This window comes from Paraburkholderia phytofirmans PsJN (genome assembly GCF_000020125.1).
Classification (GTDB): Bacteria; Pseudomonadota; Gammaproteobacteria; order Burkholderiales; family Burkholderiaceae; genus Paraburkholderia; species Paraburkholderia phytofirmans.
Genome location: NC_010676.1, coordinates 138,814 through 151,582, shown reverse-complemented (window position 1 = coordinate 151,582; position 12,769 = coordinate 138,814). Strand labels below are relative to the sequence as shown.

The 12,769-nt window shown below is 62.7% G+C and carries 11 protein-coding genes; 6 read left to right on the top strand and 5 right to left on the bottom strand.

What is annotated here, in order from left to right; all coding sequences use genetic code 11:
* Positions 1 to 35 precede the first annotated feature (35 nt).
* On the top strand, positions 36 to 899 hold the full coding sequence (locus BPHYT_RS20450) for an intradiol ring-cleavage dioxygenase (protein WP_012426010.1): 864 nt from the start codon (positions 36 to 38) through the stop codon (positions 897 to 899).
* 51 nt (positions 900 to 950) lie between these two features.
* On the top strand, positions 951 to 2,057 hold the full coding sequence (locus BPHYT_RS20445) for an SDR family oxidoreductase (RefSeq protein ID WP_012426009.1): 1,107 nt from the start codon (positions 951 to 953) through the stop codon (positions 2,055 to 2,057).
* On the opposite strand, the gene BPHYT_RS20440 is transcribed toward BPHYT_RS20445, so the two are convergent.
* Positions 2,031 to 2,813, bottom strand: coding sequence for an IclR family transcriptional regulator (locus BPHYT_RS20440; RefSeq protein WP_012426008.1), 783 nt, complete (start codon positions 2,811 to 2,813; stop codon positions 2,031 to 2,033). The two genes, BPHYT_RS20445 and BPHYT_RS20440, sit on opposite strands and share 27 nt — an antisense overlap.
* A 238-nt stretch (positions 2,814 to 3,051) precedes the next feature.
* On the opposite strand from BPHYT_RS20440, the gene BPHYT_RS20435 reads away from it, so the two are divergent.
* Complete coding sequence (locus tag BPHYT_RS20435) at positions 3,052 to 4,428, top strand: MFS transporter (RefSeq protein WP_012426007.1); 1,377 nt, start codon at positions 3,052 to 3,054, stop codon at positions 4,426 to 4,428.
* A 60-nt stretch (positions 4,429 to 4,488) separates the two neighbouring features.
* Positions 4,489 to 4,944 (top strand): type II 3-dehydroquinate dehydratase, encoded by a 456-nt coding sequence (locus BPHYT_RS20430; RefSeq protein ID WP_012426006.1) that lies wholly within the window; start codon positions 4,489 to 4,491, stop codon positions 4,942 to 4,944.
* A 252-nt stretch (positions 4,945 to 5,196) separates the two neighbouring features.
* On the opposite strand, the gene BPHYT_RS20425 is transcribed toward BPHYT_RS20430, so the two are convergent.
* Positions 5,197 to 5,505 (bottom strand): DUF4148 domain-containing protein, encoded by a 309-nt coding sequence (locus BPHYT_RS20425; RefSeq protein WP_012426005.1) that lies wholly within the window; start codon positions 5,503 to 5,505, stop codon positions 5,197 to 5,199.
* A 433-nt stretch (positions 5,506 to 5,938) separates the two neighbouring features.
* Between BPHYT_RS20425 and BPHYT_RS20420 the strand changes: the two genes are divergently transcribed.
* Positions 5,939 to 7,447: an MFS transporter gene (locus tag BPHYT_RS20420; protein WP_041759079.1), complete on the top strand. Its 1,509-nt coding sequence runs from the start codon at positions 5,939 to 5,941 to the stop codon at positions 7,445 to 7,447.
* A gap of 147 nt (positions 7,448 to 7,594) precedes the next feature.
* Here BPHYT_RS20420 and kdgD read toward each other — a convergent pair whose 3' ends face one another.
* The 3 genes from kdgD to BPHYT_RS20405 all read right to left on the bottom strand — a co-directional run bounded on the left by kdgD (position 7,595) and on the right by BPHYT_RS20405 (position 11,402).
* Positions 7,595 to 8,512, bottom strand: coding sequence for a 5-dehydro-4-deoxyglucarate dehydratase (gene kdgD, locus BPHYT_RS20415; protein WP_012426003.1), 918 nt, complete (start codon positions 8,510 to 8,512; stop codon positions 7,595 to 7,597).
* A gap of 76 nt (positions 8,513 to 8,588) precedes the next feature.
* On the bottom strand, positions 8,589 to 9,938 hold the full coding sequence (gene gudD / locus BPHYT_RS20410) for a glucarate dehydratase (protein ID WP_012426002.1): 1,350 nt from the start codon (positions 9,936 to 9,938) through the stop codon (positions 8,589 to 8,591).
* Positions 9,939 to 10,070: 132 nt separating this feature from the next.
* Positions 10,071 to 11,402 carry an MFS transporter gene (locus BPHYT_RS20405; protein WP_012426001.1) on the bottom strand — a complete coding sequence of 444 codons (1,332 nt, stop codon included), beginning with the start codon at positions 11,400 to 11,402 and terminating at the stop codon, positions 10,071 to 10,073.
* Between the two features lie 423 nt (positions 11,403 to 11,825).
* Here BPHYT_RS20405 and BPHYT_RS20400 point away from each other — a divergent pair, with 423 nt between their 5' ends.
* Positions 11,826 to 12,536 carry a FadR/GntR family transcriptional regulator gene (locus tag BPHYT_RS20400; protein ID WP_012426000.1) on the top strand — a complete coding sequence of 237 codons (711 nt, stop codon included), beginning with the start codon at positions 11,826 to 11,828 and terminating at the stop codon, positions 12,534 to 12,536.
* Positions 12,537 to 12,769 lie beyond the last annotated feature (233 nt).

Genomic DNA, 12,769 nt, shown 5'->3' with positions numbered 1-12,769 from the left:
AATCGCATGACCGACAGGAAGGAGACGCCACGGTCATGCGCAATCTCGACGAAAACACAATCACCGAAGCAGTTCTGGCGCGTCACGCGCACTCAGGCGACGAGCGGCTGAAAACCATCGTCACGAGCCTCGTGCGGCACCTGCATGATTTCGCGCGCGAAGTGAATCTGACCGAGAGCGAATGGGAACAGGGCATTCGTTTTCTCACCGACGTCGGCCTCATCACTGACGACAAGCGCCAGGAATTCATTCTGCTCTCGGACACGCTCGGCTTGTCGATGCTCGTCACGGCTATGGCGAACCGCAAGCCGCCGGGCTGCACGGAAGCGACAGTCTTCGGACCGTTTTTCGTCGAAGGCGCGCCCGCCTATCGAAATGGCGACGACGTGTCCAACGGCGCACGCGGCGAGCCCTGCTTCGTATCGGGAACCGTCAAGGGAGCCGACGGCGAAGCGGTGGCCAATGCGCGCATCGAGGTCTGGCAAGCCGACGCGGACGGCTTCTACGATGTGCAACACGCCGGTGACGACACGCATCGCGCGAGAGGCGTGCTCCATAGTCTCGCCGACGGGCGCTATCACTTCCGTTCCATCGTCGCCGAGCCTTATCCGATTCCACACGATGGACCGGTCGGGCGTATGCTCGCGGCGCTCGGCCGGCATCCGTGGCGTCCGGCGCATCTGCATTTCATGATCACGGCGCCGGGCTATGAGCGCCTCGTGACCCACGTGTTCCGCGAAGGCGATCAGTACCTCGATTCGGACGCGGTGTTCGGCGTTCGCTCGTCGCTCGTTGCACAGTGGAAGCACCATGAGGCAGGCACGGCACCGGACGGCACGTCCATGACCACGCCGTTCAGCACGCTTGAATTCGATTTTGTGCTGAACCGATCCGTGTGACGCGGGTCACTCTCTTATCGCAGCAGCCATCCCTTACCGAGCTTTACTCCTATGGAAAAACGAGCACTCATCATCGGCGCGAGCGGCATTGTCGGCGGCAATCTTGCGGACCAGTTGCTTTCGAATGGCTGGCACGTCGCCGGACTTTCGCGCGGACGCACGCCGGTGTCGCCGGCAATCGAATCGATTACGGCCGATCTGCAATCGGCCGACTCCGTCAACGAGGCACTCGCCGGCCAGGCGTTTAGTCATGTGTTCCTCACCGCGTGGTCGCGCCAGGCGACTGAGAAAGAAAACATTCGCGTGAACGGCGCGATGGTGCGTCATGTGATGGACGCCGTAGGTCCATCAGGCACGCTCGAACATGCCGCGCTCGTGACAGGACTGAAGCATTACCTCGGCCCGTTCGAAGCGTATGCGACCGGCGCGGTGCCCATCACACCGTTTCGCGAGGAGCAAGGCCGCCAGCCGGTCGACAACTTCTACTACGAGCAGGAAGACCGCTTATTCGAGGCCGCGCAGCGCTACGATTTCAGCTGGAGCGTGCATCGTCCGCACACGATCATCGGCTTCGCGCTCGGCAACGCGATGAACATGGGCGTGACGCTCGCCGTCTACGCAACCTTGTGCAAGCAGACGGGCCAGCCGTTCATCTTCCCCGGCTCCGCGGCGCAATGGAACAGTCTCACCGACATGACCGACGCGCGGCTGCTCGCACGCCACCTCGAGTGGGCAGCCACGTCCGCGAACGCGCGCAATGAAGACTTCAACGTGGTCAACGGCGACGTGTTCCGCTGGAAATGGATGTGGTCGCAAATCGCCGGCTACTTCGGGATCGAAGCCGTACCGTTCGACGGCGAGACACGTCCGCTCGAAGGCCGCATGCAGGAGGCCGGCAAGGCATGGGCCGATATCGCCGCGCGCTTCGATCTGAAGGAGGCCGATATCGGCAAGCTCGCCTCGTGGTGGCACACCGACGCGGACCTGGGCCGCCCGATGGAAGTGCTCACGGATATGACCAAGAGCCGGCAAGCAGGCTTCCTCGATTATCAGAGCACGCCCGACTCGTTCTTCGCGCTGTTCGACCGGTTGAAGGCGGAGCGCATCATTCCCAGCGATACGCGCACGCGGCTAGCGGCCTCGATTGAACAGCGGTGACGCGTGGCTCGCGGCGGCAAGTTCCGAGGCCGCCGCAAGCAGTGTCGAACCGAGGCTGGCCATGCGTTTTTCGTCGAGCCGCACGAGCGGCCCGGCAATACTGATCACCCCCATCGCGGGATAGCCGCGCCGCTGCACGGGCGCGGCCATTGCCGTCATGCCGGGGGCAAAGACTTCGTTGATCGTCGCGTAGCCTCGTTCGCGCGCGGCGTGCACGAACTTCAGCAGTCCGCTGATCGTGGTCGGCGCGTTCGGTCCGTATTGTTTCGGTTGCCCAAAGCCCTGCCGCGTGACGAGTTCGAGCGCGCGTTCGTCGGTCATCGTCATCATCCATGCGTGGCCCGTGGCGCTGCACGAGAGGATCGTGTCCATGCCCATGTCCGGGTCGTAGCGCAAACCCTTCAACGCGCCCTGCGCCTTGGCGACCCACGTCAGCCGGTCGCCGTCCACGATTGCCAGCCGCACCAGCTCGCCGGATGTTTCGGCGAGCCGGTCGAGCATCGTCTGCGCGATGTCAACGATGCCGGACGTCGCGAGAAAACCGAGCCCCAACCCAACGAGCTTGGTGGTGAGCACGTAATCGCCATGCTCGCGCAACTGCCGCACATAACCGCATTGCTTCAGATCGACGAGCAGCCGATGGCACGCGCTGCGCGGAATCTCGAGCTCGTCCGCGATCATCGCGAGCGGCGTGCCCTCCATCTGCGCGGCGAGAAATTCGAGTACCGCGAGGGTGCGTTCGGTAACGCCTGGCATGCCGGTCTCCATCTTTTCTGAGTTCTTCGCGCAGCCAGTTTTGCACATTATGAGATGAAATTCCACCCTGGAACGGCATCCCACCCAAGGGTGCTAACCTTGGTTTCAAGGCGGCGCGACGCGCACAGCGAGTTGAGAGCACCCCCGAGTTTATCGATCAGACAAGAGAGCGGGAAACGGTTAGCAACGCTCATCGCTTGCGACCTGCACCCCGTGCGGCGACGGTTAAGGAGACAACATGATTCAGGACACACAACAAGGCACGCATGCCGCGATGCGCACCCGAGCGGTGACGGCGGCGGCCGTCGGCACCGCGCTCGAGTGGTTCGACTTCACGCTTTACGGTGCATTGGCCGCCACGGTTTTGCCCAAGCTGTTTTTCCCGTCGATGGATTCGACCTCCGCCCTGCTCGCCTCGCTCGCGACCTTCGGCGTGGGGCTCGCGGCGCGGCCGCTCGGCGCGATCATCTGCGGCCATTTGGGCGACAAGCTCGGGCGGCGCAACCTCATGCTCGGCACCGTCACGGTGATGGGCCTCGCCTCGATGCTGATGGGCCTGCTGCCGACCTACGCGAGCATCGGCGTATGGGCGCCGGTCCTGCTGGTGCTGCTGCGCATTCTGCAAGGCTTCGCGCTGGGCGGCGAGTCGACCGGCGCGCAGTTGATGGCAATCGAACACGCCAGCGCCGACCGGCGCGGCAAGTACTCCGGGCTGCTGGGCCTGTGTTCGCCGCTGAGTCAGATCATGGCCAACGGCGTGTTGCTTCTGCTGTCGTCCATGATGTCGGCGCAGGCATTCGATTCGTACGGTTGGCGCATTCCTTTCATACTGAGCTTCATCCTGGTGGTGGTCGGCGTGTATATCCGCTTGCGAGTCAGCGAGACGCCCGCTTTCGTCGCGCTGCGTAAAACGGAAGTCGTACACGTGGGCAGCCCGCTGCGCGATGCATTGCGCCTGCACTGGAGAACCGTGCTGCGCTGGATGCTGTTCTTCTGCGGACCCGCGGCGATCTTCTACCTGATCGTGGTGTTCTCGCTCAGCTACATCACGAAGACGCTCGCTATCCCGAAGCAAACCGGCTTTCTGTTGCTAATGGGCGCCAATGTCTGCGCGATCGTCGGCGCGCTTGCCGGCGGCATGCTGAGCGATAAGATCGGCCGCAAGAAGGCGCTCGCGATCGGTTCGATCGCAACCTTGCTGATGCTGTTTGTGTACTTCCAGATTCTCGACACCAAGAGCTTTGTACCGATGCTCGCGGCGATGGGCTTCTTCCTCGGCTTCACGCAGTTTCAAAGCGGCATTCAGCCGGTCGCGTTCGCCGAAGCGTTTCCGACCAATGTGCGCTACTCCGGCTCCGCGCTCGCCTATACCGGCGCGAACCTGGTGGCGGGCGGCCCGATGCCGGTGCTGGCGGTATGGCTTTTCTCCGTGTGCAACGGCTCGCCTTGGGGTGTGGTCGCCGTGTGCGTGGTCTTCAACGTGATTTCGCTCGTGATGATCCTGACGGCGCGCGAAACCCTCGGCATCGACATGAACCGCACCGACTCGACGGCGGCCGTCACGGGCGAAGCGGACTTTACGCCGGCGCACGTGAGCAACAGCCACCGCACGTAATACGCGTGGCGCCGCGGCGCCACGCTGAATCATCGAAATTTGCAAACAGGCGAACGAACAATGACTGAACTCGTATATGTACTGAATGGCTCGAACCTCAACATGCTCGGCAAGCGTGAGCCGCATCTGTACGGGACGACCACGCTCGCGCAGATCCAGCAGCAGGTGGAGGCGCTAGCGGTTCGGCTGGAACTTCAGTGCGAGTTCCGCCAGACCAACAGCGAGGCCACCATGGTCGACTGGCTGCAGGAAGCGTTCGAACGCGACGCTGCGGTGATCATCAATCCCGCCGGCTTTTCGTTCGCGTCGGTGCCGGTCTTCGACGCGGTCAAGCTGATCGAGCGACCGTTGATCGAGTTGCATATCACCAACATCCACAAGCGCGATGAAACGTACCGCCATTCGCTGGTGTCGCGCGCGGCGACTGGTGTGATTTGCGGACTCGGTGCGAACGGGTATCTCGTCGCGCTGCAGGCGATGGCGATGGCGCTCGGCAAAAGTCCGAGCTTCGGGTGAGAGCGTTGAGGAGCAGACTGGGTGCCAGGTGTCGCGCGACGTATGCGTCTGCGGGCACCTCGTTCCATCGAGGCAGTGTGAACTTGTGAATGTCGCCGGTCGAATCCGATTCGGCGAAAGTCGCCAAGTTAATCCTTCGGCGAACAGTTCGTTGAGTGGCTCAGGGCCCCATAGGTCCTGGCGACCGGACGCTCACTTGAACGACGGGTGGTCAAGAAAGCCACTCTCTTCACCATCAGGCGATGTTTCGCATCAAGCGGGCGGCGCATGCTGGCATTCCGCCGCGAACCAACTGTCCACCTGACGCTGGGCCGCTTGCAGGTCCGCCGGGTAGTACGGGTCGAACCACCTGGATGGGTCGTAGCCCGCGCTCCTTAGGGCTGTCAGCTCGCTGCGGCTTCGCTCCGGCGTCGGAGGGGCGTTGTTCTTGAGCGCGGCCAAGTCCTGGCATTGCAATGCGCTCAAGTGCGACGCGCTTTGCTGGCTACCGCCTGCCGCGCAGCCGCCGAGCAATAAAACGAGCGCGGACAGCATCGGCCATATTTTCCGCGGGTTCTTCATCTCACTTCTCCTTCCATTCAATCGACACAGGACCGCGCGTCAATCCGCCGATAAGCGGGCCGCGGCCACACGAAACAAACTCCATTGCCGCGCTGTCGCGAGCCGGCCGCGCCGCAGCAGTCCCTGGATTTCCAGCTAAACCAGCAGTGCAGAGACATCCGTACTGTCGAGTCTAGCTAATCGCACACGAACCCAGCGAATACCCGTACCACAGCGCGTCACAGCGCGGCATTTTTGCTAGCAAATTGACACGAACGGTCCAGATGAGGGAAAACCCGTATAATCCCTTCCCAAGAGGTCAGACAACTAGAGGACATCAGTCGTCAAGACCCCGACCTGCGCCGGCCGCACAGCGTCCCCTTTGCACAGCATTCTCCTCAGATCCGTGAACCCGACCGCCACCGCCCTGCCGTTCCGCAACGCCCTGTTCGCCATGCTCGGCATCGGCCTCGTCAACATGCTGGTCGCACTCGATCAGACGGTTGTCAGCACCGCGCTGCCTTCCATCGTCGCCGAGTTGCATGGGTTCGAGTACTACGCGTGGATCGCCAGCGCGTATCTGCTGGCGTCGGTGGTCACGGTGCCGGTGTTCGGGCGGCTCGGCGACTACTTCGGCCGCAAGCGCTTCGTGATCGCCGCGGTCATCACGTTCACGGTGGCGTCCGTGCTCTGCGGCGTCGCGAACGACATGCTGTTTCTCGTCATCGCGCGCGGCTTGCAAGGCGTCGGCGGCGGGATGATGGTGGGCACCGCGTTCGCCTCGATTCCCGATCTGTTTCCCGATCCGCGCGCGCGCGTGCGCTGGCAAGTGGTGATGGCCGCCGCATACGGCATCGGCACGGCGGCGGGACCGTCGCTCGGCGGCTGGATGAGCGAGCACTGGGGCTGGCGTTCGACCTTCCTGATCAATCTGCCGGTCGGCGCGGCGGCGCTGTATTTCATCTGGGCGCATCTGCCGGCCTTCCGGCGTCCGCATGAAGGCGACGTCAAAATCGACTGGCTCGGTGCGGCGCTGGTCGCGGCCGTGCTCGGCGGCCTGCAGGCTTTTATCGAAGCCGTGCCAAAAAACGGCCTGACCGCCGGCAATCTCACGCTGGCCGCTTGCGTGATCGTGGGCACGATCGCACTGTTGATCTGCGAGAAGCGCGCGACCCACCCGATCATTCCGCTCGATCTGTTCAGGGACCCGCAACTCGTCACGCTGTTCACGCTCGGCATGCTGTCCGGCTTCGTGATGTTCTCGCTGATCTTCTTCGCGCCGTTGCTGCTGCAAGGCGGATTCGGGTTGTCGCCGCAACAGGCCGGCCTGCTCGCCACGCCCATCGCCGCCTGTATCGCGCTCGGCAGTCTGCTGAATACGCGCATCGTGATTCACATGAAGAAGCCGACGCAAATTTTGTCGATCGGCTTCGCGCTTCTGCTGTTCGCTGCCATCGCGCTGGCGTTCGCGAATCCGGACACGCCGCACGTCTGGATCGAATTGCCGATGGCTGCGGTCGGCATCGGTCTCGGCTTCATCCTCAACAATCTGAATGTGTTTGGCCAGGAGATTGCGGGGCGCGAGCGTTTCGGCATCACCACGGCGCTGCTGCAATCCACGCGCATGGTGGGCGGCATGCTGGGCACGAGCATTGTCGCGACCGTGGTGCAGCATCATTACCGCGACGTGGTCGCGCGCACGATGAGCGTGCTCGGTGAGCCTGCTGCGTCGCAATGGCGGCCTCGCTTCGTCGATCTGCGCATTCTGATCGATGAAGCGTCGCGTCTGAAGCTGATCGCGGACATGAAGCCGTCAGGGCTCGATACGCTCGCGTTGATCGACACGGCGCGCGATGCGCTGGTGCAGTCGATACATATCGGCGTGTGGCTGACTGCAGTCGCGGCGCTGGCGGCCGCGTTGCTGGTGCAGCGGATTTCGCACGTGGTGTTTCGCAAGAGCTGAAGGCGACGACGGGTCTCCGCGCTTGCCGTGCGGAGGCTCAATCGGCCGCCGTCAATGTGTTGAAATCAAAGCGGTCGGTCCACCAACCGCTAAGACGAACGCCGCATGAAAATCGTGGCGTCGTATTGGCAGAGAAACACCGCCCGCTTACTGCGCGCCGAGCTTTCTAATCAGCGCGTCGAGTTGCGCCGACTCTTCATCGGTCAAATCGGTCAGCGGTGCGCGGACCGGACCGGCGTCGTGGCCCACCAGTTTCGCGCCCGCCTTCACGATGCTCACCGCGTAACCCGCGCGACGATTCCGGATCGCCAGATACGGCAGGAAGAATTCGTCGAGCAGCCTGCCTTGCGTTGCGTGATCATTGGCGGCGACCGCGCGATAAAACTCCATCGCCGTCTTCGGAATGAAGTTGAACACCGCCGATGAATATACCGGCACACCCAGCGCCTTATACGCCGCCGCATAGACTTCCGCGGTCGGCAGGCCGCCGAGATACGAGAAACGCTCGCCCAGCCGACGGCGAATCGTCACCATCGCTTCGATTTCACCCACGCCATCCTTGAAGCCGATCAGATTCGGGCAGCGGTCCGCGAGACGTTCGAGCATGTCCGCGTTCAGCTTCGAATTGGCGCGGTTGTAGACGATCACGCCAATGTTCGGCACGGACTTGCACACCTGCTCCACGTGCGCCGCGATGCCTTCCTGCGACGCTTCGGTCAGATAATGCGGCATCAGCAACACGCCGCTTGCGCCGAGACGTTCGGCTTCCTGCGCGTATTCGATCGCCACGCGCGTCGGGCCGCCCGCGCCCGCGAGAATCGGCACCTTGCCTCGGCAGGTGTCGGTCGCCGTGCGGATCACGTTCGTGTAGTCGGTTTTCGTCAACGAGAAGAATTCACCCGTGCCGCCCGCGGCGAACAGCGCGGTCGCGCCGTAGGGCGCGAGCCATTCGAGGCGCGCAGCATAGGTGTCGGCGCGAAACTCGCCGTGCGCGTCGAAGTCGGTCACGGGAAAGGACAGCAGCCCTTCGGAAACGATGGCTTTGAGTTCTTGAGGTGAAGTCATGGCGTGTATGGCGTTTGGGGCTTCAATTGTGGTGGGCGCGCGGTCATTCGCGCCGCCACCCGGATCATCGATGGGTTCAACGCACCAGACACGGGCGCTTGTTGTCGAACTTCCAGTTCGGAATCAGATATTGCATGGCCACGCCGTCGTCGCGCGCGCCGAGGCCGTGTTGCTGATAAAGCGCGTGCGCCTTCTCGATCTCGTCCATGTCGAGTTCGATACCGAGCCCCGCGGCCTGCGGCACCTTGACCTTGCCGCCGACGATCCGCAGCGGATCGCGCGTCAGACGCTGGCCGTCCTGCCAGATCCAGTGAGTGTCGATCGCGGTGATCTTGCCGGGCGCAGCGGCCGCCACGTGCGTGAACATCGCAAGCGAAATGTCGAAGTGATTGTTCGAGTGCGAACCCCACGTGAGGCCCCAGTCGTTGCACATCTGCGCGACGCGCACCGAGCCCTGCATGGTCCAGAAGTGCGGATCGGCAAGCGGAATATCCACGGATTGCAACTGGATCGCGTGACCCATCTGGCGCCAGTCGGTGGCGATCATGTTGGTCGCTGTCGGCAAGCCGGTCGCGCGGCGGAATTCGGCCATCACCTCGCGGCCTGAGTAACCGTTTTCGGCGCCGCACGGATCTTCCGCGTAGGCGAGCACGTCGTGCTGGTCGCGGCACAGGCGCACCGCTTCCGCCAGCGACCAGGCGCCGTTCGGGTCCAGCGTGACGCGTGCCTTCGGGAAACGCTCGGCGAGTGCGGTGACGGCTTCGATCTCGGCGTCGCCGGGCAGCACGCCGCCTTTGAGCTTGAAGTCGTTGAAGCCGTAGCGCGCCTGTGCGGCTTCGGCCAGACGCACCACCGCCTCGGGCGTCATGGCTTCTTCGGTGCGCACGCGCTCCCAGTCGTCGCGGCCATCGGCGCCGCTGGCATATTCCAGATCGGTCTTCTTGCGGTCGCCGATATAGAACAGATAGCCGAGCATTTCCACTTCGTCGCGTTGCTGGCCTTCGCCGAGCAATGCGGCGACCGGCACGCCCAGATGCTGGCCGAGCAGATCGAGCAGCGCGGCTTCGAGCGCGGTCACCGCGTGAATCGTGGTGCGCAGATCGAAGGTCTGCAAACCGCGGCCGCCCGCGTCGCGGTCCGCGAATTGCGTGCGCGCCTTGTTCAGGACCGCTTGCAGATTGCCGATCGATTGGCCGACGACGAGCGGACGCGCGTCGTCGATAGTCTTGCGAATGCTCTCGCCGCCCGGCACTTCACCAACGCCGGTGTGTCCCGCGCTGTCGCGAAGAATGACGATATTGCGCGTGAAGAACGGACCATGCGCGCCGCTGAGATTAAGCAACATGCTGTCGCGGCCGGCGACAGGCACGACACGCAGTTCAGTGACGACCGGAGTGGCGTTCAGTTCGGAAGATTTCGTGGACATGATGTTGGATCCGATAAGTTAGTGAGCCGGGCGGCGCAAATCGAGGCGCTGTGCGATCGCTCTCGACAGGGGCAGCGGACGGAAACTGGAAATGAATTGGCGCATGCTGAGCGGCTCTGTCAGTCAGTGTAGTCAGTGAACTTTATGCTGGAGCGATTCCGGCAGCGCGTCGTGATTCACGCGCCGGTTGCGGGTCAGGAAACCGGCCGCCGCCGCGATCAACGAAGCCACGGCGAGGCCATACAGGCCGCCGGTAATCGATCCGGTGTGCTGCTGCAGATAACCGAACGCGGCCGGCGCGAAGAATCCGCCGAGATTGCCCACCGAGTTGATCAGCGCGATCACCGCCGCGGCCACACGTGCGTCCAGATAACCCTGCGGAATTGGCCAGAACAGCGAAGCGGCCGCCTTGAAGCCGATCGCCGAGAAACAGATCGCCACGAACGACAGCACCGGATTACCCGAAGTCGAAGCGAACAGCCCGCACGCGGCAATGACGAGCGCCACGGCCAGCCACGCCTGCTGGAAACGCCATTTCGCCGACAACAACGCGAAACAGTACATCGCGAACATGGCGATGAGCCACGGAATCGCGTTGAGCATGCCGACCTGGAAATCGGACAGGCCGCCCATTTTGCGGATGATCGTGGGCAGCCAGAAGGTGGCTGCGTAGATGGTCAGTTGAATCGCGAAGTACAGGAAGCAGAACAGCAGAATCTGCGGATCCTTCAGCAGTTTCATGGCCGGCAAATGCGCGCCGCCGTGCGCCTCGCGTGCGGCCTGTTCCGCCGCGATCGACGTTTCGAGCACGTGCTGCTCTTCGGCGGTGAGCCACGAGGCATCGCGAATACGCGACTTCAGAAGCATCCAGCTCACCGCGCACAATACGATCGAAAAACCGCCTTCGACGAGAAACATCCATTGCCAGCCGTGCAAACCGAAGCCGCGAATCGACAGCAAGCTGCCGGTGATCGGACCGGACAACACCGACGCAAGTGCGGAGCCGCCGAGAAAAACCGCCACCGCCTTGCCGCGTTCCTTCTGCGGCAGCCACTGCGTGAAGTAAAAGACCACGCCGGGAAAGAAGCCGGCCTCGGCGATGCCGAGCAGAAAGCGCAGCACATAGAACGAAGTGTCGTTCCAGACGAACGCCATCGCCGCCGCGACCAGCCCCCACGTGCCCATGATGCGGGTGAGCCATGCGCGCGCGCCGTACTTCTGCATCAACACGTTCGACGGCACCTCGAACAGCGCATAGCCGATGAAGAACAAACCGCTCCCGAGGCCGTAAGCCGCGGCGCCGATGCCGAGGTCGGTCTGCATGTGCGAATTGACGAAGCCGATGTTCACGCGGTCGATGTAGTTCGCGATGAACATGATCAGAAACAGCGGCAGCACGTGCCGCTTGACCTTGGAGACCGCTGATTCGAGCGGATCGGCGGCGGTGGTGAGAGCAGACGTCAAGATTGTCTCCAGTTTCGGCCGCTCAGGCGGCCTGATCGAGCGCAACGCGGCACGTTTGCCTTAGCCGATTCGCGGCGCAAAACGCGTGATACGTTGTCTGACGACAGTCTACTGCGTGTTGGCGGCTGATTCCAATGCGGTGTTTACCCTGAAAATTCCTCTGCATCGCTTGTATAACCGGATCGGTTAGCCTTGGGAACATCAAAACTACGGTTGAACTAGGATGTCCGATGACAATAGAATCACCATATCTCTCCTTCAACAAGCCGAGCCCGAACCACGCCTGCGCAAACCATCGCGAACGCGCGAATCAAAACGTTCTCATCCGGACAAACGCTATGATGGCTATACCGAGGCGTCACACGCCGCAGTTCGCACGCGCAGCGTGCGCATTCCCAGCCGACCAATCAACCAGCCACAGAAATGAGCAGCCTAACTGAGAAGGTGGTGGCCACCCTTTCCGATGAAATCCGCCGCGGCACCCTGAGGCCGGGCGACCGCATTCCCACCGAAGTCGCCATGATGAAGCAACTCTCGGTGAGCCGCTCCGTGGTGCGCGAGGCGATTTCGCGCCTGCAGGCGGCCAAGGTGGTCGAGACGCGTCACGGCATCGGCACCTTCGTGCTGGAGCCGGCCACTGAAAAGTCCATGCAGTTGCCCGCCGCCGATCTCTCCAGCATGCTGGACGTGATGGCGATCATCGAATTCCGGATCGACGTCGAGGCCGCGTCTGCCGCGCTCGCCGCGGCGCGGCGCACCGATCAGAACCTCAAGCAGATCCGCGGCGCGCTGGAGCGTTTCGAGTCCGAACTCGAGCGCGGCAGCACCGACACGCTCGCGCACGACATCGAGTTTCATTTGCAGATCGCGCGCGCGAGCGGCAATCGCTATTTCTTCGACGTGCTCAGCCAGCTTGGCCGCGCGGTCAGTCCTCGCACGCGGCTCGGCTCCGCGGAGATCGCGGAACTCGACCATATCGAGCATTTGCGCAATGTGCTCAGCGAGCATCAGATGATCTATCGCGCGATCGAACGCCAAGACCCGGACGACGCGCGCGCCGCCATGCGCATGCACCTGAGCAACAGCCGCGAACGGCTGCGTCGCGCTCACGAGTTGAGCAAAGCGGGCGATTGATTCGCCGCCAGGCTGACGGCAGGCCGCCGCCTTCCTTCTGACAAAAAATACAATCGTACTGGTTTAGATACCAGCCGGATGGAAAAGCATGGCCGCAGCACTGCCCTCATCAAGAGCATTGTTGGCCTCAGTCGAATAGTGCATTCAGGTCAAGCCGCTTGATGGGTTTAATACGTTCGTCCATATTCCTCCCATCGCATGTTGCTGTCCCAACCTCGACGACAACGCGGACC